This is a genomic window from Aeribacillus sp. FSL M8-0254 (genome assembly GCF_038008845.1).
GTDB classification, from domain to species: domain Bacteria; phylum Bacillota; class Bacilli; order Bacillales; family Aeribacillaceae; genus Aeribacillus; species Aeribacillus composti.
Window position 1 is genome coordinate 1,438,816 of record NZ_JBBOZY010000001.1, and the last position, 21,078, is coordinate 1,459,893.

Below are 21,078 nucleotides of genomic sequence, written 5' to 3' on the forward strand. Positions count from 1 at the left end.
GGCTTCTGATTCGATTTCCAGCTTCTTGTAATTGAAAGCTGCGAAAAAAGGAATATTATTTTTCATGATGTAAGCAAATTTCGACATAATTTTAAAGCTGCTCATTATATGTTATGGTTAGGATGTTTTTTAAAATGAAGGCACTGGAGGATGAATAACGATGCGAGCTGTTCAACCGGTATTGTCTCTAGAAGAAAAGCAATTGCTTGTCGCAATTTTGTTTCGCAACCATTTTGCGATTGAATTGGTTGTGAGCGAAATCAATGATATTGAATGCGGAAAAAAAGAGTTTGATTTATGTACATACAAAAAATTAGTGGAGCTTTATGACAAAATCCGTTCGCATACGTAACCTGTATCCTTGTGAGGACCAGTTTTTGAGTATGAGAGGCATCTGAACGATGCTCTTTGCAAGAGCATCGCTTTTCGCAGAAATGTAAGTTTATCGCGTGATAAAACGCTTACATAATGATATCATAAAATAGGAAGTTTCTTTTTGGTAAATGGAACACATTTTCCAGATCATATGTTATGATTAAAATGAAATGTCAAAGTGAGAGGAAGAAACGAATGACAAAAGTTTTTTCTGAAGAATTTACAAATATTTCGATTAAAGATTTGATGATACCTGCAGACAAAGTGGCTCATGTCCAAATGGGAAATAACTTAGAGCATGCATTATTAGTGTTGACGAAAACAGGCTATACAGCTGTTCCGGTTTTGGATGCTCAATATCGCTTGCACGGGCTGATTACGACGAATTTGATCATGGATTCAATTTTAGGATTGGAACGAATCGAATTTGAGCGTTTGCAAAATATGAAAGTAGAAGAAGTAATGAACAAAGATGTTTCCAGATTGAATGTATCGGATGATTGGATGAAGGCGCTGAAGCTCGTTATTAATCATACGTTTGTATGTATAACGAATGAGGACGGTGTTTTAGAGGGGATTTTTACAAGAAGGGTCATCTTAAAAAAGCTCCATAAACAACTAATGATATTAAATTCCAGGTTTCCCAAATAAAAACGCCCTTGCCGGCGTTTTTATTTCATATTGGCTCAATAGTTTCGAATCCATCCAACCTTCAAATAATGAAAATATAGATATTGTTTTTTTGGGAAAGCAATTGAACGAATGCGAATGCTATGGCAAAATGAATCCATGCTTACAAACGATTGAAAGTGATTTTCAAATGAGGTGATCGTGATGAAAGAGGCGCTTATTGACAAAGATAGGGGAAAACTAGACCATAAAGAAACAAAGCGTCCGTTCGTTTTAGCTGCCGTCATGCTGGCGATGTTTATGGCTGCAGTTGAGGCAACGATCGTTTCCACAGCAATGCCTGCCATTGTCGCAGAAATTGGCGGTTTTTCAAAATATAGCTGGATTTTTTCTTCCTATTTACTAATGAATTCCGTAACGATTTTAATATATGGTAAATTGGCGGATTTGTTTGGAAGAAAACCGATTTTTGCTTTTGGCATCATTATTTTTTTAATTGGCTCTGTGCTTTGCGGTCTCGCCGATTCGATGGAAACTTTAATTATATACCGTTTTATACAAGGGATTGGAGCCGGAGCTGTGATGCCAGTCGCCACAACAATTGTCGGCGATATTTATACTGTAGAAGAAAGAGCCAAAATACAAGGATATTTGTCCAGTGTATGGGGATTTTCTGCAATAATCGGTCCCGTTTTAGGTGGCTTGTTCGTTGAGTACATAAGCTGGAAGTTTGTATTTTGGGTGAATGTTCCTTTAGGCATTTTATCAATGGCAGGAATCGGTCTGTTTTTGAATGAACGCATTGATAAGAAAAAGTCGAGCATTGATTATGCAGGCGCCATGTTCATGCTTATTGCGATCAGCTTGTTGATGATCGTCCTTGTCGAAGGAGGAGTCCGCTGGTCTTGGACTTCCTGGGAGGTTGCGGCGTTATTAGCTGTTGCATGCTGCTTCTTTATATTGTTTATTTTTCAGGAAAATCGGGCCGATGATCCGATGATGCCGCTTTCGCTTTGGAAAAATCGCTCCATTTTGCTTGCGAATGTAACGTCCTTGACGACCGGGATGATGCTTATGGGCATTTCCACCTTTTTGCCGACATTTGTGCAAGGTGTTATGGGAAAATCGGCAATGGTGGCTGGATTCACGCTGACAACGATGTCAATCGGATGGCCGATTGCTTCAACAGTAGCGGGGAGGATTTATTTAAAAGCCGGCTTTCGTGCCACATCAATTTTAGGAGGCATTTTTTTATTGGCCGGCAGTCTTGTCTTTGTTATGCTTTCAGCAGATGACGGACCTGTTCATGCTATGATCGGCTCTTTTTTACTCGGCGTCGGAATGGGGCTGACATCGACCTCGTTCATTGTATCGATTCAATCGGCAGTTGATTGGAAAGAACGCGGGATTGCCACCGCCACCAATATGTTTATGCGAAATCTCGGCAACACCGTAGGCGCCGCTTTGCTCGGCGGGATTTTAAACAGCAAGCTGCAAACATATTTGGAGGAGCATAGTGCTGGAAAAAACTTAAACATTGATTCGGCCAACAACCTATTGAATCCAGAATCAGATCTTTCCGGTCCTATAAAAGAGGTTCTTGAGTCTGGTTTGAGCATTGCTCTTCACCATGTTTATTTCGTCGTCTTTTTATTAGCAATTTTGAGCGTTCTTTTTATTTTCTTTCTTCCGAAGAGAGAATTAAAATGAATGTTTTTTGCTAAACTTGTTATGACGGAGAAGCAAAAATATTTTATAATGTTTTTGAACTATTGAATCCACTAAGGAAAGGGTTTAGCGATGCAAATTTCGGAATTGCAAATCCTTGTGACTTTGTCTGAAGAAAAAAATATGAGAAAAGCGGCTGACCGACTTTTTGTTTCCCAGCCTGCTTTGTCGCAGCGTCTTCAGTCGATCGAAAAAGCATGGGGATTTAAAATTTTTTTGCGCTCACAAAAGGGATTGACTCTTACACCGGCAGGAGAAAAAGTTGTCCAGTTTGCAAAAGAAATGATTGAAAAGGAAGAGAAGGTAAGAGAGGAAATCTCTGTTTTGGAAGGAGAAGTGTACGGGACGTTAAAGCTTGCAGTGGCATCTATAATCGGCCAGCACTGGCTTCCAAAAGTTTTGAAAAAATATGTACAAAAATACCCTCAGGCGGAAATTTCACTTATAACCGGGTGGTCAAGCGAAATATTAAAATGTTTATATGAAGATGATATTCATATCGGAATCATACGCGGAAACCCTGATTGGAAAGGGTTTAAACAGCATTTGCTGGAAGATACTTTGTATTTAGTTGACACAGAAATTCAAAGCATCGATGATTTAGTACACACAGAGCGGCCCTTTATTCAATTTAAAAGTGATTCTACATACTATCAAGAAATACAAGAATGGTGGCACAGGCAATTTAAAAACCCGCCAAAAAGGACAATTGTCGTTGATCAGATCGAGACGTGCAAGCAAATGGCGTATCATGGTATCGGCTTTGCGATTTTGCCTTCTGTCAGCATTGATGAAAAGGATGGTTCGATCTTTCGACTGCCGCTCATTGATCATGAAGGAAAGCCGATTAAAAGGGATACTTGGTTGATCGGGCATGAATCATCGTTAAAGCTTAAACAAGTGCAGGCGTTTATGGAAATCGTCCATCAATTTATTAATGAATGATAAATTTGCTTGTCAATTGATTCTTTTCTTTGATACAGTAATGGGGGTACAGAAAAACAGAGAGGAGTATTGCGATGAAAATGATGGATGCAAACGAAATTATTTCATTTATACAAAACAGTAAAAAAACGACTCCTGTAAAAGTTTATGTAAAAGGTCAATTAGAAGGAATCAACTTTGGAGAACAGTCCAAAACATTTATTACTGGAAACACAGGCATCATCTTTGGAGAATGGTCTGAAATTGAACAAGCACTAGCAGAAAACAAAGATAAAATTGAAGACTATGTTGTTGAAAATGACCGCCGGAACTCAGCGATCCCGCTTCTTGATTTAAAAGGCGTAAAAGCGAGAATTGAACCAGGTGCAATCATCCGTGATCAAGTGGAAATCGGAGATAATGCGGTTATCATGATGGGGGCAGTGATCAATATCGGAGCCGTCATTGGTGAAGGAACGATGATTGACATGAATGCAACATTGGGCGGCCGCGCAACGGTTGGTAAAAACTGCCACATTGGTGCCGGAGCGGTTTTAGCTGGTGTAATTGAGCCGCCTTCTGCAAAACCTGTCGTAATCGAAGATGATGTTTTGATCGGAGCAAACGCCGTCATTTTAGAAGGTGTAAGGGTAGGAAAAGGCGCGGTTGTTGCAGCTGGTGCTGTTGTAGTGGAAGATGTTGAACCGTACACAGTTGTTGCAGGTGTTCCTGCGAAAAAAATTAAAGATATTGACGAAAAAACGAAAGCGAAAATTGAAATTAAGCAAGAATTGCGGCAGCTCTAAATTCGAAGCGTGGACAGCGTCCACGCTTATCCTTTAGGAGGGGACTCATATGAATAAGGATGCGCTTATTGCCATTCGCCGTGATTTGCATAAAATACCTGAACTCGGATTTCAAGAACATAAAACACAAAAATATTTATTAGATTATATTCATTCGCTGCCGAACGAAAGGCTTGAAGTGAAAACATGGAGAACAGGTATTTTCGTGAAGGTCCATGGAACAAATCCTCGAAAAATGATAGCCTACCGGACAGATATTGATGGATTGCCGATTGAAGAAAAAACGGGGCTTTCATTTCAATCAGAACATCCAGGCTTGATGCATGCTTGCGGTCACGACTTTCATATGACGATCGCTTTGGGGGTTTTAACTCATTTCGCCTATCATCCGATTCAAGATGATCTGCTATTCATCTTTCAGCCGGCAGAAGAAGGGCCTGGCGGTGCAGAGCCGATGCTAAACAGCGAGATTATGCAACAATGGATGCCGGATATGATCACTGCGCTTCACATTGCTCCGGAGCTTCCGGTTGGAACTATCGGAATGAAGCCTGGACTACTTTTTGCCAATACGTCCGAGTTGTTTATCGATTTAACCGGGAAGGGAGGCCATGCCGCTTTTCCGCACACGACACATGATATGGTCGTCGCTGCTTGCGCCCTTGTCACCCAACTGCAATCCATCGTTAGCCGCAATATAGATCCTTTGGAAAGTGCTGTAATTACCATTGGAAAAATTGCAAGCGGCACGATACAAAATATAATTGCCGATCATGCCAGATTGGAAGGAACGATTCGCACATTTTCTGTCGAATCGATGGAAAAAGTGAAAAAGCGGATTGAAGACATGGTCAAAGGTATAGAAATCGGCTACCAATGCAAAGCAGAAATTGACTGGGGTTCGATGTATTATCAAGTGTGGAATGATGAAGCGTTATCAAAAGAATTTATGGAGTTTGTCCAGAATGAAACAGAAGTTCAACTCCACGTATGCAAAGAAGCGATGACTGGGGAAGATTTCGGCTATATGCTGGCGAAAATTCCGGGATTTATGTTTTGGCTTGGAGTTGATTCTCCTTACGGCCTTCATCATGCGAAGCTTTCACCAAATGAACAAGCAATCTTTAAAGCGGTCGATCTTATTTGTCAATATTTTGAATGGAAAGGCAATAAATAGAAGATTCATAGCCTCCTGCATAAAGCAAGAGAAAAAAATTAGAAATACGTTCTATACAAACACGAAGTCATAATTAAAAAGGAAAGGGGATGAGAGATCATCCTCTTTCCTTTTGATGCTCGTTCTTATGAATCATCACTTGATGAGGGAACGGAATTTCGATGCCGTTTTCATCAAGCACTTCTTTCAGCCGTTTCCGGAGCTTTCTTTCAACAGCCCACTGCTCCATGTTTTTCGTTTTGGCGATGATGCGGATAATCACATCAGACGTGCCGAAATTTTGCACGCCTAAAACGTCCGGACCTTCCACAACCTCTTCAGTTTCTTTTGCAAATTGGTCGCAAGCTTCTTGAAGAATGGACATGACCCGATTTAAGTCTTCATTATACGATATGCTGATATCCACAAGGGCTTGCATATTTCCTCTAGAATGATTGGAAAGGCCGACAATCTGCCTGTTTGGAACATAATGCAATGTGCCATCAAAGCCTCGGATTTGCGTTGTTCGTAAACCGACAGCTTCCACAATGCCTGAATAATTGCCTGTAGTGACATAATCTCCAACATCAAGTTGTTTTTCTAGGAGAAGGAAAAATCCTGTCACAACATCGCTGACGAGCCCTTGAGCTCCAAAGCCGATCGCAAGACCAACAACCCCAGCCCCGGCTAAAAGCGCTGTGACATTGTAGCCAAACACTTGAAAAACGGTAACAATAAAAATGAAAAACAGGGCATAATGAAAGAAATTCAAAACTAATGTTTGCAGCGTTTTAGCCCGCGTGGTGGAAATTTCCTTCCGATTCTCAAGCCCCTCAAACATTTTGTGAATAATTTTATTGCCGATTGATTTGACGATAATATATGCAATGTAAATTCCAATAAGCTTGGCCAAAACTTCTCCTGATTTTAAAGCCAGATCAGCCCAATCAATAGATTCAAAAAAGTTCAAAACCATTTCCCCTTTCTTTTCAAGCCAATCATTTGGTTATTTGACGGGATCGTGTTAAACTGAATGTACAGTTGAAAGTTTAGCATAGAAAAAGGAATTTTCAATGATTGTTACATTTTTTTAATGATAGCGGCGAAAATTGGAAATAGTATTATTGTTCTCTTCACCGCAATGAAAATGTAAAACAGATTATTTAAATTAATTATTACTTAAAATTGACTAAAATTTTGTTGTTATATATAATAGTAATCGGAGGAAGGATATTGAGAAAATACTCAATTCATTCTCATTTGTTTTTGAAGGAAACGATCAAAAAGTTTCCTTTAAAATAAAATTTTAAAATGGAGGGTTACATAATGGCAGAGCGTTTGGTTGGTAAACAAGCTCCACGTTTTGAAATGGATGCCGTTTTGCCAAACAAAGAGTTTGGTAAAGTAAGCTTGGAAGAAATCATGAAACAAGGAAAATGGACAGTTCTTTTCTTTTATCCAATGGACTTCACTTTCGTTTGTCCAACTGAAATCACAGCTATTTCTGACCGTTATGAAGAATTTGAAGATCTTGATGCAGAAGTGATTGGTGTATCAACTGACACAATTCACACACACTTAGCTTGGATTAAAACTCCTCGCGAAGAGAACGGTTTAGGCGATATTAAATATCCGCTTGCAGCAGATACAAATCATCAAGTATCAAGAGACTACGGCGTTTTAATCGAAGAAGAAGGAGTTGCTCTTCGCGGATTGTTCATCATCAATCCAGAAGGCGAACTTCAATATCAAACAGTATTCCATAACAACATTGGCCGCGATGTTGATGAAACATTGCGTGTACTTCAAGCGCTTCAAACTGGCGGACTTTGCCCAGCAAACTGGAAGCCTGGTCAAGAAACGCTTAAAGTATAATGAAGCTTTTCATTCAAAGGGCCTAGCAGTACGTTAGGCCTTTTTTCAAACGATTATTTTTTTGATATTCATTCTTCAAGGAGGAAGCGGAAATGAAATTACGTGAGCCAATGCCTGAATTAGTCGGAGCAACAACTTGGCTGAATGGCGAAGTAACGAAAGAGCAATTAATCGGTGAAAAACCAACATTAATCCATTTTTGGTCAATCAGCTGCCATTTGTGTAAAGAAGCAATGCCGAAAGTAAATGAGTTCCGCGATCAATATAAAGATAAACTGAACGTAGTAGCTGTTCATATGCCTCGCTCCGAAAAGGATTTAGATATTGATGATATTAAAAAAGTAGCGGAAGAACACGGGATTACGCAACCGATCTTTGTTGACAACGAACATAAATTAACCGATGCTTTTGAAAATCAATATGTACCTGCATATTATGTTTTTGACAAAAACGGCATTCTTCGCCACTTCCAAGCAGGAGGAAGCGGAATGAAAATGCTGGAAAAACGTGTTAATCGGGTGTTAGCGGAAACAGAAAACGCTGAATGATTCAACCATCTGCAAAACATTGCAGGTGGTTTTTCATTTTAGAAATACCTTTCCGGCTTTGAAAGGACTTGTTTTTATTGCTTCGAAGCTTTCAAAAGATAAGCATCTCCATTTACCATTCATCTGACATCCTTTTTCCAGCTCTCAATCCTAAAGAAATGATTCACATTCCAAATCACAACATGCTATAATAAATGATGCTAGTTTGAACAAAAAGGAGCATAGGTGGATGGCAAAACAATCACAAACTTTTTCCATTATGAATCTATTAAAGGTGCTTTTGGCTGTCATCGTTATCCTTTTCCTATTTTATTTGCTTGCGTTTAACGACGTCGTCGTGCGTTTTATATCTCTGCTATTAAATGGATGTTTAGTTGTTCTCGCCTTCCTTGTCTATCGGAAAATAGACTATATGATAAAGATGAAAGAAGAACGAAAAGAGCCTATTCAAACCGAAAAGCTGCCTGATGAAACAGAAATGGCGCGAAAAGAACAGCAATTAAATAAACTGGAGCTTGATAAAACGCAATTGTTGGAGGAGCTATTAACAAAAGCCGGTATCGAAGAGGAAGAAAAACAAAAGTACCGAGCCAAAATTAGAGAAAAAGAGGATGAAGCTTCAAAGCTTCAACAAGAGCTGGCATTCATGAAAGGCCGGATTGCCAACTTGATTTTAAAAAGAGATCCTGAGATCGAGCGGATTGTCCTGCTGCTTGATGCGGATTTTATATTAAATCATTCGTTAGTGGAAATTAATCAAAGGTTTCAGGAAATTAGCGGCAGTTTTTCTGAACAATCCATCGAGCATTTGAAAAAGGCTAATTATATTGATCAACATTTGCAATTTACTCGAATTGGTTATCGTGAATTATTAAAGACAGCAAAAAGGATCAATTAACCGTTAGCTTGTATTTTTCTATATTTTATGATTTAATGAAATTAAATGAAAATTTCATAATATTAACATACCACTAGGGGAGCCGAAAGGCTGAGAAAGGCGTGTGCCTTGACCCTTTGAACCTGATCTAGATCATACTAGCGTAGGGAAGTGGTGCAGTAATATCGAAACCTGTCTATGGGTTTTGTATATACTTGCCCGTTCCCTTATATTGGGAACGGGCTTTTTGCATTACAAGACTGGTTGGCAAACCATTTTTCAAAACAAAATGTTAAGAAAGGGGAGACAACGTGTTACAAACGCTATTTCAGCAAATTGATGAAAGGGAAGAAGAACTTCTGAATCTTCTAAAAACACTCGTATCGTTTGAAACGCCGAGCCCTCCGGCAAGAAATGCAAAAGAGGCTCAAAAGTATGTCGCCTCATATTTGGAAGACATCGGCTTTTCCATTGATCAATGGGATTTATATGAACAAGATCCAGTCGTAGTAGGAACGAAAAAAGGAAAAGATCCAGAATATTACCACAGTTTAATTATTAACGGGCATATTGATGTCGCTTCAATCGAAGAGGGAGAAGAATGGCTAACGCCTCCTTTTGAGGCAACGGTTAAAGGGGATTACATATACGGACGCGGTGTAGCGGATATGAAAGGGGGAATGGCTGCCAGTCTGTTTGCATTAAAGCTGCTGCAAGAAAACGGCATTGAGCCGGGAGGGGATATCATTTTTCAGTCCGTCGTCGGTGAAGAAGTAGGCGAAGCAGGAACAAAATCGTGCTGCGACCGGGGATATCGAGCTGATTTTGCCATCGTTGTCGATTCAAGCAACTGTGAAATACAAGGGCAAGGCGGGGTGATCACGGGCTGGATTACGATTGAAAGCCCCGAGACATTTCACGATGGCACGAGAAGACAAATGATTCATGCCGGCGGGAAGCTTTTTGGGGCAAGCGCGATTGAAAAAATGATGAAAATTATTGAAGGACTGCGAGAGCTTGAACAGCATTGGGCAGTGATGAAAACGAGCAAAGGCTTTCCGCCTGGTTCTGCCACAATTAATCCTGCAGTGATTGAAGGTGGAAGGCACGCCGCTTTTGTGGCCGATAAATGTTCCCTTTGGATTACCGTTCACTATTACCCGGAAGAGCATTATGTAGAGGTGATCCGGGAAATTGAAGAACATATCCATCATGTTGCAATGGCTGATCCATGGCTTCGGAAATATCCTCCGAAATTTAAATGGGGCGGCACATCGATGATTGAAGATCGAGGAGAAATTTTCCCAGCTTTTTCATATGACGAACATTCACTCGGAGTGAAAACATTACAAAAAGCACATAAACTGGCATTTAATGAGGAAGCAAAGCTGACGATGTCCCCTACTGTGACAGACGGCGGCTGGCTGAGTGAAGCGGGAATTCCCGTCGTTTTATATGGACCGGGCACGCTTGAAGATGCACACTCGGTGAATGAAAAGCTGTCCATCCCCCAATTAAAAACATTTACAAAATCGCTGATCGCGTTTTTATTTGATTGGTATCAGAAAAAACGATGACAATTACAAAAGCTGCGAAAGGGGTAATTCAAATGTTTACAGACCGATTGTATAAAACTGCAAAACCGATTTGGGAAGCGAGTTACCATCATCCGTTTGTTCAAGGAATCGGCAATGGGACGCTGGATATCGACAAATTTCGCTTTTTTATGGAGCAGGATTATCTTTATTTAATCGAATACTGCCGCCTGTTTGCCCTTGGAAGCTTAAAGGCTCACAATCTTCAAACAATGACAGTTTTTGCTGATCTTCTACATTCGACGTTAAAAGTGGAAATGGATTTGCATCGTCAATACGCTGAAAGAATAGGAATAGAGAAGGAAAAATTAGAACAAGTTCAGCCTGCTGCTACAACCGTTGCATATACGAGCTATATGTTAAATGTGTCGCAGCGAGGATCATTGGCAGAACTGGTTGCCGCAGTCCTTCCATGTACATGGAGCTATTATGAAATCGGCACACGCTTACATGAGATTCCTGGTGCCAGTGAACATGAGTTTTACGGCGAGTGGGTAAAAATGTACGCATCAACAGAATTCGGTGAATTGGCAAAATGGCTGAAAGATTTAATGAATGAGCTTGCAGAAGGAAAACGGGAAGAAGAATTGAAATGGCTGGAAGATATTTTTGTCACAACGAGCAAATACGAATATATGTTTTGGGAAATGTCTGAACGAAAAGAAATGTGGCCAATCGAAATCAATTCTTAATATAGGAGAGAATGAACATGAAATTTACTGAAAAAATTCGAACAAAAGCAGATCCGATATGGCAGGCCAGCTTCGATCATCCATTTGTAAAAGGTATTGCCGATGGGAGTTTGCCGCTTGAATGTTTTCGTTATTACGTTTTACAAGATTCGTATTATTTAAGCCATTTTGCAAAAGTGCAATCGTATGGAGCGGCAAAAGCAAACGATTTATATACGACATCGCGAATGGCTCAGCATGCACAAGGAACATTTGAAGCGGAATTATCTCTTCATGAAACATTTGCCAAACAGCTGGGAATCACAGAGGAGGAGAAGGCGAATTTTAAGCCGGCCCCAACGGCGTACGCCTATACTTCCCATTTATATCGCGCGGCGATCAACGGTCACTTAGGCGATATTATTGCTGCAATACTTCCGTGCTATTGGCTATATTACGAAATTGGCGAAAAATTAAAAGATGCGAAGCCAAAAGAACCGATTTATCAACAATGGATTGCGGCTTATGGGGGCGATTGGTTTAAGCAGCTTGTCGAAGAACAAATTGACAGGCTGGATGAAATCGCACAACAAACGATAGAAGCCGATCTAAAAAGAATGGAAGAGCATTTTATCATCAGCAGTCAATATGAATTAGCGTTTTGGGAAATGGCTTACCGTTTAGAAAAATGGGAAGTGGAACCAAAAATCAGTCAATAAAGGAGTTTGATCATAATGAAAGGATTAAAACTGACAGACATTCTATATAAGTTGAATTAAAGATTTACAACTGAACACACAAACGATCGATCGTTTGTTCTGGTTTCTGGTTGATTCGCTGAATAAAGGCTTGGACATTCTTTCTAATTTCTTGCACACTCGAATAGAACACGTTGTAAATCACGTCTGATTTCAGCCATTTCCATAGCCCTTCAATCAAGTTCAATTGCGGACTGTATGGTGGCAAAAAGACGAGCTCTAACCGATCTTCGTGTTCTTTTAAAAATGGCTGAATGAGTTTGGCATGGTGAATTCGAGCGTTATCTAAAATCATCACTATTTTGCCTGTGGGATAGCGTTCTAACACAAGTTGAAGAAATCGAAGAAATGTTTCCGCGTCATAGCGTTCTTCTTCGATGCAAAACACTTCCCCTGTTTCGTAGTTCAACGTGCCAATCAGCTTCAGCCCTTGATGTTTTCCAAACGTCGGAATGATTCGTTGTTTTCCTTTGACAAACCATGTTTTTTGAATCGCTTGGTAATCACGAATCATCGACTCATCTTGAAAGAGGACATGGGCGATGTTCCCATCTACCAGTTTTTTTTTACTTCAGGGAAGGTGATTTCGACGAATTCTTTTTGTTTCTCTTCATCGGCATTGGCTAGTGTATAGGTCGGTTTCGTATAGCTTAGCCCTAACCGATGCAGAATGTCACTTGTTCCGCGAAGCGTGTATGTTGGCCCCCACTTTTGTTGAATGAGTTCAGCGATTATCGCAAGCGTCCAATTATATTTTGCTTCGAATCCCACATCTACGGGGAGCTGATGTTCAATGATCAAAGCCAGCTCTTTTTCCTGCTCAGGGGTCAATCGACGTGGGGCGCCAGGTGAGTATTTCATCTCCAGTCCATCAAGACCGCGCTGGGCGTAGGCATGAATATAGTTATAAATAGTTTTCTTGGATCGACCAATAATCGTTGCGATTTCTCCTTTGGTATATCCCTGCAAATGAAGATAAATCGCTTGGTAGCGTTCATATGCTCGTTTACTTTTTGCTTCTTTCATGGCAGTGGACAACTTTTCGATCTCGTCTTTGTGATTTGGCATCATAGTTTTCTCTCCGTTCCCCTATTTTCTCTTTGTATTTATTCGCCGTGGAACGGGAGAAAACCTTTATTTCAATTTATATAGTAACAATTGTTATTTCGATCGTTTTTGGAATTGTTTATAAACTATGGGGACCGCTTTACTATGCGGTCAAGCCGATCGGGCTGCATGTCGACCAGCTCATATACGGTATGTGGTTTATTGCTGCGACGGTCGCCTTTCTTATTATTCGCAAGCCTGGAGTAGCGCTGATAGCGGAAACAGCAGCGGCATCTGCAGAATTTATAACCGGCTCTGAATTCGGCATAGAGGTTCTTCTTTACGGAATCGTCCAAGGACTATTTGCAGAGATCATTTTTGCGATTTTTCGATATAAAAAGTTTAATATCGGTGTTGTCATGCTGGCTGCAGCCGCTTCAGCAGCTGGTTCGCTAATTATGGATCTTTATAAAGGCTATATAGATGACTTAGTATTTTGGAACTTGCTATTATTCATTGGAGCTCGATTGATTGGCTCAATCATTATTGCCGGCGCGTTTGCCTATTATCTAGTGAAATCTTTGGAAGCAACAGGAGTGACTAATTTAGTAAGACCTGCGTCGCATGAAGATTATGACGCACTGAACTAGAGGTGGCAAACATGGATCTAGTATGCGAAGTGAAAAATTTACGATTAAAATATCCTGGAGAGGAATCCTTGCTTTTTAAGGATGTATCCTCTTCTTTCTATAAGGGAGAAAAAGTCTTGCTTTTTGGTCCTTCCGGCTGTGGGAAATCGACGTTTTTGCAAGTGCTAAGCGGTTTAATTCCAAAATCTATTGAAGTGCCGATGAAAGCAGAAAAAATCTTGACTCCGTCATCTTGGGGATATGTGTTTCAAGATCCTGACACGCAATTTTGCATGCCGTATGTAGATGAAGAAATGGCTTTTGTTTTGGAAAATTTGCAAGTGCAAAGAGAACAAATGCATGAAAAAATGCGAGTTTACCTGGAAATGGTCGGCCTTCATTTTGATGATCTTCATATCAGCATTCAATCATTGTCAGGCGGGATGAAGCAACGGCTGGCGATCGCCACTGTTTTAGCATTGCATCCAGACGTGTTATTTTTGGACGAGCCGACTGCAATGCTGGATCCGGAAGGGACAAAAGCGGTATGGGACACGATGAAACAAGCAGCTCAAGATAAAACAGTTATCATCGTTGAACATAAAATTGATCATGTTCTTGACTTTGTCGACCGCATACTTTTATTTAATCAAAAAGGACAAATCGTCGCAGACGGTCCGAAAGAACAAATTTTTTCTCGGTATCGGAAAGAAATTCGCGAAGACGGCATTTGGTATCCCGGTGTATGGGAGGATTATCTTCGTGATAAGCAGGGGTATTACAAAAAAACCTCTTTAAAAGAACAGGTCGTGATTGAGCTTGAGCAATTTAAAGGATATCGAAAGAAGGAAGTCAAAATCGATGTACCGTATGGAAAGGTTCATGCAGGTGAATGGATTGCGATAGTGGGGAAAAACGGCGCCGGAAAGAGCACTTTGTTACATTCATTGATGCAGTTTATACAAACGACCGGCACTTATTTGCTGTTAGAAAAAGAAGCAAAGAAAATAAAAAAGCTTTCCAACATGCTGTCGTTCGTTTTTCAAAATCCGGAATTTCAATTTGTCACCAATTCAGTTTACGATGAAATTGCTTATTCGTTGAGGATTGAACGGATGAAAGAAGAAGAAATTCGAACAAAAGTAGAAGAAATGCTCGAATTATTTCATTTACAGAAGCACCGGCATCAACACCCGTATCAGCTTTCAATGGGACAAAAAAGAAGATTGAGTGTTGCCGCTTCAATCATTAAAAAACAGCCGATCATGCTTTTAGATGAACCGACTTTTGGGCAAGACTCATCCAATACATTTCAGCTTCTGGAGCTTTTAGAACATTATCGCAAACAAGGGTCTACCATTTTGATGGTGACACATGATGAACAAATAGCAAAGCATATGGCGACAAGAGTTTGGCGGATCGAAGGCGGGAAGCTTGTAGAGGACGAAATTCATTCTTGTGAGGATGAGCAGATGTATGTTCAGATATAGGAGGATCTACAATGGATTTTGACATAAAAGAAACATGGCTGCATAAAATCAACCCGAGCTTAAAGCTATTGTTTCTGATCGTTTTATTTATTAGTGTTCTGTTTATTCACAACATTAATTTTTTAATTAACTACACAGTTTCCGCCTTTCTTTTATTTGCTTTTTTTACCGGTCATCCGATGAAGCGCATACTTTTATTGCTGATTCCATTCGTGCTTATTTTTGTGTCGACTGCTACCTCCATGATCTTTTTTGGAAAAGGTGAGACAACATGGTGGAAATGGGGGCTGATCCATATTACAGAAGAAAGCTTTTATCGCGGTCTTCATTTAGGATTTCGTGCCCTTATCTTCGCTCTGCTTGGGTTAATGTTTTCGTTAACGACAAGACCGGTTTTTTTATTTTATTCGTTAATGCAGCAATTAAAGTTAAAGCCTAAATATGCTTACAGCTTTATGGCAGGCATTCGTTTAATCCCTATTATGATCGAAGAGTTTCAAACAATACGGCAAGCGATGATTGTAAGAGGTGTTGAACAAAGAAAAGGCTTAGCGAATTTTTTTCATAAATTGAAAGCATACTCGATTCCGCTGCTATCGCAAAGCATTCGCAGAGCGCACAGAATTGCTGTAGCGATGGAGGCGAAAAGATTTTCGAATGACACAAAAAGAACGTTTTACTACGAAATCGGGTTTTCCAAATACGATCTTTGCTTTGTCCTTTATTTTATAATCGCTATTTTGTTAAGCTACTATGCAGCTCAGATGCTTCCGTTTTTCCCGGTTACAGATGTAAGGTATATTGAATAAATGGCAGACGGCTGCAAAATGCTTTTTCATAATCGCTGCATGGTAGATTTAAATGATTGAATAGTCCCGAAAGCATCCAAGTAAAGTGATTGTCCCAACTTAGGAAACGATGGACAGTGTCAAACAATTTTTTTCTGAAAAGGAACAAGAAGTAAACCATTTTGAAGCAAAAAGTGAATGAGTTTGTTTGATGAAAAAGAGCCTCTAGGGGAAACACCTAGAGGTATTTTTTTTGAAAAATCATGTTAACATTTTTTCCGTATTTGTTGTATGAAGGAAAGGGAATCGGTATTTTTGTTATATAAAATTACATAAAGTGTTAAAAAGGGGGACAATAATGAAAAAAATTTTTTTATTTCTAACGATTTTCTCTGTAATTTTCGCAAGTGGATGTGCCATGTCTTCTGCTTTAGAGGAAAAGGAATCAAGCGATGGACAGAATAGCGAACAAAATGAAACGGATGTTGTGAAAGTCGGTATTCTCCATTCATTAAGCGGCACGATGGCGATCAGTGAAGTTTCTTTAAAGGACGCAGAATTAATGGCGATTGAAGAAATTAACAACTCAGGCGGGCTTTTAGGAAAGAAAATTGAACCGGTTATTGAAGACGGCGCATCTGACTGGCCGACTTTTGCTGAGAAAGCAAAGAAATTACTGCAACAGGATAAGGTAGCGACGATTTTTGGCGGCTGGACTTCCGCAAGCAGAAAGGCCATGCTGCCGGTAGTCGAACAAAATAAAGGCTTGCTTTGGTACCCCGTTCAATATGAAGGAATGGAATCTTCTCCGAACATTTTTTATACGGGGGCGACCACCAATCAACAAATTGTGCCTGCTGTCAGCTGGCTGTTAAACAATAAAGGGAAGAAGTTTTTTTTAATTGGCTCGGATTATGTGTTTCCGCGCACGGCAAACAGTATTATTAAAGCACAATTAAAAGCTGAAGGCGGAGAAGTAGTTGTCGAAGAATATACACCTTTAGGACATACTGATTACAGCACGGTCATCAATAAAATGAAAAAAGTGAAACCTGACGTAGTCTTTAATACATTAAATGGAGACAGCAATGTCGCCTTTTTCAAACAATTGAAGGATGCCGGAATCACATCGAAGGATGTTACTGTGATGTCGGTTAGCATTGCTGAAGAAGAAATTCGAGGAATCGGCGGGGAAGTATTAGCAGGCCACTTAGCGGTATGGAATTATTTCCAGACAACGGATACACCAGAAAACAAAGCGTTTGTTGAAAAATATAAAGAAGCTTATGGTGAAGAGCGTGTAACGGATGATCCGATTGAGGCGGCTTACATAGCTGTTCATTTATGGGCAGAAGCAGTAAAAAAAGCGGGATCTTTTGAGGTTGAAAAGGTCAAGGAAGCTGCGAAGGGAATCGAGTACAAAGCTCCGGGCGGCACGGTAAAAATAGAAGGCGAGAATCAGCATCTGTGGAAAACAGTAAGAATCGGCGAAATTCAACCGGACGGCCAATTTAAAGAAATTTGGAATTCTGGTGAGCCGGTAAAGCCGGATCCGTATTTAAAAAGCTATTCTTGGGCGGAAAAATTATCTAAAAATAATGAATAATCTAAATTGATAGGAGTGAACAGCTTGTCAATTTTCATCAGTCAACTGTTTAACGGGTTGAGCCTTGGGTCGATCATGTTATTGATCGCCCTTGGCTTAGCTATAACGTTTGGCTTAATGAATGTCATCAACATGGCCCACGGTGAATTAATTATGGTCGGTGCGTATGCAACCTATGTAATGCAGCTCATTTTTTCTAAATATTTGCCGGAAAGCTTGTTTAATTATTACTACTTTATTGCTATACCGATTTCATTTCTCGTTGCTTCATTTATCGGTTATCTGCTTGAAAAAGGAATCATTCGTTTTCTATATAATCGACCAACAGACAGTCTTTTGGCCACTTGGGGAATTAGTTTGATTTTACAGCAGATTGCCAGATCCATATTTGGCGCTCCGAATGTTGCGGTTGTTGCACCTGCTTGGATGGATGGAGGCTGGCAAATATTTGGCATTACATTGCCTTATAAAAGGTTGTTGATTTTATCTCTGTCAATCGTTTGTATCGCTTTGCTTTATTATTATTTAAACAAAACGTCTACCGGTTTGAGAATAAGAGCGGTCACGATGAATAGAAATATGGCCTCCTGTTTAGGGATTTTTACAAGAAAAATAGATTCTCTAGGCTTTGCTCTCGGAGCTGGATTAGCCGGAATCGCTGGCTGTAGCTTAACTTTATTAGGACCGATCGGCCCTACAATTGGAACGTACTATATTGTCGATGCGTTTATGGTTGTCATTTTAGGAGGAATTGGCGGATTGAAAGGGACGATTATCGGCGCATTTGGCATTGGAATGCTTAGCACTGTTGTTGAATATTCCTTCGGCGCCACGATGGCAAAAGTCATTGTATTTGCAGTGATCATTTTATTTTTGCAGTGGAAACCGTTAGGTATTTTCTCTTATCGCACAAGGGCATTGGATTAGGAGGACGGATTATGCGCAGAAAACAAATGATTTATCTGTTATTTTTCCTGATTTTACTTCTGGCCCCGTTTTATTTAACCGAATTCCGCTTAGCGTTGCTCGGAAAATTTCTTTGCTATGCGATCATTGCAGTAGGAATCTGTCTTATTTGGGGGTACACCGGGATATTAAGCTTAGGTCACGGCGTGTATTTTGGGATTGGAGCTTATTGCATGGCGATGTATTTAAAATTGGAGGCTTCAAAAGGAGCGTTGCCGGATTTTATGGAATGGAACGGAGTGCAGGAGCTTCCGTGGTTTTGGAAGCCCTTCTTTAATCCTTTCTTTTCCATAATGGCAGCAATTTTCATACCAGCTATGCTGGCAGCGGTTTTGGGCATGCTTACGTTTAAAAACCGGATCAAAGGCGTCTATTTTTCTCTTTTGTCACAGGCAGTCGTTGTTGTCGTCGTCACACTTTTAATTGCCAAACAGGATTTGACAGGCGGTACAAACGGACTAACCAATTTTAGCACCGTTTTTGGGTTTTCTTTATCCTCACCAATGGTACAAATTGTTTTATATGCTATTACCGTTTTCGCTTTGTTTGCCATTTTTATGTTATCTGTTTGGATTACCAAAAGCAGACTTGGCCATGTATTAATTGCCATTCGGGACGGCGAAAACCGCCTTCGGTTTTTAGGATTTGATCCGGCTGTTTTTAAAGTGTTTATTTACAGTTTATCTGCTTCGTTTGCCGGAATAGCTGGCGCGTTGTTTGTTTTGCAGGTCGGTCTCATTTCTCCTTCGATGATGGATATAATCCCTTCAATTGAAATGGTTTTATGGGTAGCCATCGGCGGCCGTCATTCGTTATTCGGCGCCATAATCGGAGCAATTTTAACAAACGGAGCCAAAAGCTTTTTCAGTGAAACATATCCGGATGTTTGGCTTTTCTGCTTAGGCATTCTATTCATTTTGATCGTTGTTTTTTTCCCGAAAGGAATTGCCGGGTTGTTCGAAGCTTTTCCAAAGCGTATTGCGAAATTTTTTGAAAAAGGTGTGAAAAAAGGTGAATCCGATTCTGTCGTGTCATGATATTATTGTTGATTTTGACGGCTTTAAAGCGCTTCAAGGTGTCAATTTAGATGTTCATCACGGAGAAATTCGTTTTTTAATTGGTCCGAATGGTGCGGGCAAAACGACTCTTCTTGATGTCATCTGCGGCAAAACAAAAGCAGCAGATGGAAAAGTGATGTTTCAAGGAGTAGATTTGACAAAGCGGAGAGAACACGAAATCGTTCGGCATGGAATCGCTAGAAAATTTCAAAATCCGTCCGTTTTTACTGAATTAACCGTATTTGAAAACATGGAGTTATCGATCAAACAAAATAGAAATCTTGTTTCCGTTATGAAGGCGAAATTAACCGCGGATGAAAAAGACGAAATTACGGCAATGCTTGAGAGAACCGATCTTTTAGATCGAGCTTATGACCCAGCAGGCTTGCTGTCCCACGGCCAGAAACAATGGCTTGAAATCGGCATGCAGCTGCTGCAAAAACCGGAAGTTTTACTTCTTGATGAACCGATTGCCGGCATGACTGGGGCGGAAAGGGAAAAAACCGGCTTGTTTATTCAAGAAATAGCTGAGAATTGCGCAGTGCTGATTGTTGAACATGATATGGATTTTGTTCGGAATTTTGCTGAACAGGTAACAGTTATGCATGAAGGGAAAATTTTGTGTGAAGGTTCCATGGAGGAAGTGCAGCAAAATGAGCTTGTTGCAGAGGTTTATTTAGGAAGGGAGGCAAAGGTGTGCTAAAAATATCTAGTTTGAAAGCAGGATATGATGAAACGATGGTGTTGAATAATGTCCATCTTGAAGTTGAAAAAGGAAAGGTCGTTTCCATTCTTGGAAGAAACGGGGCGGGAAAAACAACATTGATCAAAACGATTATTGGATTGTTAAAGCCGATGGACGGGACTATTTATTGGAATGATCAGGAAATTACACATGAGCTTCCGGAAAGGAGGGCAAAAAAAGGAATCGGATATGTTCCCCAAGGCAGGGAGATTTTCTCTTCGCTGACTGTAGAAGAAAATCTCATTTTAGGCTTTGAAGCTGTTTCGAAAAAGATAGAAAAAACGCTTGTTTTAGAGGAAATTTTCGAGCTTTTTCCTGTTTTAAAGGAAATGTTGAAGAGAAAAGGAGGAGATTTAAGCGGCGGGCAGCAGCAGCAATTGGCCATTGCGAGGGCTCTTGCCGGGCAGCCCGAGCTATTATTGCTGGACGAACCGATGGAAGGTATTCAACCATCTATAGTAGAGCAAATACAGGAGGTCATTGTAAAAATTGCGTCCAAAAAAGGAATTGGCGTCGTTTTAGTTGAGCACAGCATAGATTCAGCATTTGCCTGTTCTGATGAATACTATATTTTGGACAAAAGAACTGTTGTATCAAAGGGTGTAGTAAAAAACACAAATATTGAAGACATTCAACAATATTTAGTAGTTTAATTTAAAACTTCCTCCTCCCCCTAGAAAAATTTTTTTAAATTTTCTATGTTAAAAAATATGACATAACACTTGGTGTTTCACATGATGTGAATTATATTTGTAATAAAAAATAACATAAAAACACATTTTATCTTCAACCCATTGAGGGAAATG

22 protein-coding genes and 1 riboswitch are annotated in these 21,078 nt (G+C 40.0%); of the genes, 20 read left to right on the plus strand and 2 right to left on the minus strand.

From position 1 onward, the window contains the following. Positions 1 to 160 precede the first annotated feature (160 nt). The 6 genes from abbA (at position 161) to NSQ44_RS07025 (ending at position 5,640) form a co-directional block, all read left to right on the plus strand. Positions 161 to 352 carry an antirepressor AbbA gene (gene abbA / locus NSQ44_RS07000; RefSeq protein ID WP_066247994.1) on the plus strand — a complete coding sequence of 64 codons (192 nt, stop codon included), beginning with the start codon at positions 161 to 163 and terminating at the stop codon, positions 350 to 352. A 218-nt stretch (positions 353 to 570) separates the two neighbouring features. Continuing rightward, positions 571 to 1,026 (plus strand): cyclic-di-AMP-binding protein CbpB, encoded by a 456-nt coding sequence (cbpB, locus tag NSQ44_RS07005; protein WP_063386842.1) that lies wholly within the window; start codon positions 571 to 573, stop codon positions 1,024 to 1,026. A 183-nt stretch (positions 1,027 to 1,209) separates the two neighbouring features. Next, positions 1,210 to 2,715: an MDR family MFS transporter gene (locus tag NSQ44_RS07010; protein ID WP_340856196.1), complete on the plus strand. Its 1,506-nt coding sequence runs from the start codon at positions 1,210 to 1,212 to the stop codon at positions 2,713 to 2,715. Positions 2,716 to 2,805: 90 nt separating this feature from the next. Beyond that, positions 2,806 to 3,678, plus strand: a complete 873-nt coding sequence (locus tag NSQ44_RS07015; protein ID WP_063386844.1) for a LysR family transcriptional regulator — start codon at positions 2,806 to 2,808, stop codon at positions 3,676 to 3,678. A gap of 74 nt (positions 3,679 to 3,752) precedes the next feature. Next, positions 3,753 to 4,463, plus strand: coding sequence for a 2,3,4,5-tetrahydropyridine-2,6-dicarboxylate N-acetyltransferase (gene dapD, locus NSQ44_RS07020; protein WP_063386845.1), 711 nt, complete (start codon positions 3,753 to 3,755; stop codon positions 4,461 to 4,463). Positions 4,464 to 4,512: 49 nt separating this feature from the next. Further along, the gene (locus tag NSQ44_RS07025) at positions 4,513 to 5,640 is read left to right on the plus strand and encodes an N-acetyldiaminopimelate deacetylase (protein WP_066248000.1); all 1,128 of its coding nucleotides are present in this window, start codon (positions 4,513 to 4,515) and stop codon (positions 5,638 to 5,640) included. Positions 5,641 to 5,737: 97 nt separating this feature from the next. Here the strand turns inward: NSQ44_RS07025 and NSQ44_RS07030 are convergent, their stop codons facing one another. After that, entirely contained in the window at positions 5,738 to 6,595 is an 858-nt protein-coding gene (locus NSQ44_RS07030) for a mechanosensitive ion channel family protein (RefSeq protein ID WP_340856199.1), read from the minus strand. 350 nt (positions 6,596 to 6,945) lie between these two features. Here NSQ44_RS07030 and NSQ44_RS07035 point away from each other — a divergent pair, with 350 nt between their 5' ends. The 6 genes from NSQ44_RS07035 to tenA (NSQ44_RS07060) all read left to right on the plus strand — a co-directional run bounded on the left by NSQ44_RS07035 (position 6,946) and on the right by tenA (NSQ44_RS07060) (position 11,904). Beyond that, entirely contained in the window at positions 6,946 to 7,494 is a 549-nt protein-coding gene (locus NSQ44_RS07035) for a peroxiredoxin (protein ID WP_063386848.1), read from the plus strand. Positions 7,495 to 7,586: 92 nt separating this feature from the next. Beyond that, positions 7,587 to 8,042, plus strand: coding sequence for a TlpA family protein disulfide reductase (locus tag NSQ44_RS07040; protein ID WP_063386849.1), 456 nt, complete (start codon positions 7,587 to 7,589; stop codon positions 8,040 to 8,042). A gap of 229 nt (positions 8,043 to 8,271) precedes the next feature. Continuing rightward, positions 8,272 to 8,940, plus strand: a complete 669-nt coding sequence (locus NSQ44_RS07045; RefSeq protein WP_063386850.1) for a hypothetical protein — start codon at positions 8,272 to 8,274, stop codon at positions 8,938 to 8,940. A 65-nt stretch (positions 8,941 to 9,005) separates the two neighbouring features. Beyond that, positions 9,006 to 9,106, plus strand: a riboswitch (TPP riboswitch). Between the two features lie 124 nt (positions 9,107 to 9,230). Continuing rightward, on the plus strand, positions 9,231 to 10,496 hold the full coding sequence (locus NSQ44_RS07050; protein ID WP_063386851.1) for an acetylornithine deacetylase: 1,266 nt from the start codon (positions 9,231 to 9,233) through the stop codon (positions 10,494 to 10,496). 32 nt (positions 10,497 to 10,528) lie between these two features. Further along, positions 10,529 to 11,206, plus strand: coding sequence for a thiaminase II (tenA, locus tag NSQ44_RS07055; protein ID WP_063386916.1), 678 nt, complete (start codon positions 10,529 to 10,531; stop codon positions 11,204 to 11,206). Between the two features lie 17 nt (positions 11,207 to 11,223). After that, positions 11,224 to 11,904, plus strand: coding sequence for a thiaminase II (gene tenA, locus NSQ44_RS07060; RefSeq protein WP_063386852.1), 681 nt, complete (start codon positions 11,224 to 11,226; stop codon positions 11,902 to 11,904). 64 nt (positions 11,905 to 11,968) lie between these two features. Here the strand turns inward: tenA (NSQ44_RS07060) and NSQ44_RS07065 are convergent. After that, a protein-coding gene (locus NSQ44_RS07065) for an IS630-like element ISBs2 family transposase (protein WP_015374552.1) occupies positions 11,969 to 13,014 on the minus strand; the annotation gives its coding sequence in 2 pieces (ribosomal slippage) (positions 11,969 to 12,508 and positions 12,511 to 13,014; 1,044 coding nt in all). 44 nt (positions 13,015 to 13,058) lie between these two features. Between NSQ44_RS07065 and NSQ44_RS07070 the strand changes: the two genes are divergently transcribed. The 8 genes from NSQ44_RS07070 (at position 13,059) to urtE (ending at position 20,925) form a co-directional block, all read left to right on the plus strand. Beyond that, positions 13,059 to 13,640 carry an ECF transporter S component gene (locus NSQ44_RS07070; protein WP_340856202.1) on the plus strand — a complete coding sequence of 194 codons (582 nt, stop codon included), beginning with the start codon at positions 13,059 to 13,061 and terminating at the stop codon, positions 13,638 to 13,640. An 11-nt stretch (positions 13,641 to 13,651) separates the two neighbouring features. Next, a complete protein-coding gene (locus NSQ44_RS07075) occupies positions 13,652 to 15,109 on the plus strand; it encodes an ABC transporter ATP-binding protein (RefSeq protein ID WP_340856204.1) in 1,458 nt (485 codons plus the stop codon). A gap of 11 nt (positions 15,110 to 15,120) precedes the next feature. Next, positions 15,121 to 15,918, plus strand: coding sequence for an energy-coupling factor transporter transmembrane component T family protein (locus tag NSQ44_RS07080; RefSeq protein WP_340856207.1), 798 nt, complete (start codon positions 15,121 to 15,123; stop codon positions 15,916 to 15,918). Between the two features lie 337 nt (positions 15,919 to 16,255). Next, positions 16,256 to 17,503, plus strand: a complete 1,248-nt coding sequence (gene urtA / locus NSQ44_RS07085) for an urea ABC transporter substrate-binding protein (RefSeq protein WP_063386856.1) — start codon at positions 16,256 to 16,258, stop codon at positions 17,501 to 17,503. Positions 17,504 to 17,527: 24 nt separating this feature from the next. Next, positions 17,528 to 18,430: an urea ABC transporter permease subunit UrtB gene (gene urtB, locus NSQ44_RS07090; RefSeq protein ID WP_063386857.1), complete on the plus strand. Its 903-nt coding sequence runs from the start codon at positions 17,528 to 17,530 to the stop codon at positions 18,428 to 18,430. 11 nt (positions 18,431 to 18,441) lie between these two features. Then, positions 18,442 to 19,506 (plus strand): urea ABC transporter permease subunit UrtC, encoded by a 1,065-nt coding sequence (gene urtC, locus NSQ44_RS07095; RefSeq protein ID WP_063386858.1) that lies wholly within the window; start codon positions 18,442 to 18,444, stop codon positions 19,504 to 19,506. Next, the gene (gene urtD / locus NSQ44_RS07100) at positions 19,481 to 20,230 is read left to right on the plus strand and encodes an urea ABC transporter ATP-binding protein UrtD (RefSeq protein WP_340856210.1); all 750 of its coding nucleotides are present in this window, start codon (positions 19,481 to 19,483) and stop codon (positions 20,228 to 20,230) included. The genes urtC and urtD overlap by 26 nt, the downstream gene beginning before the upstream one ends. Next, entirely contained in the window at positions 20,224 to 20,925 is a 702-nt protein-coding gene (gene urtE, locus NSQ44_RS07105; RefSeq protein ID WP_066248741.1) for an urea ABC transporter ATP-binding subunit UrtE, read from the plus strand. The genes urtD and urtE overlap by 7 nt, the downstream gene beginning before the upstream one ends. The last annotated feature ends 153 nt before the right edge of the window (positions 20,926 to 21,078 follow it).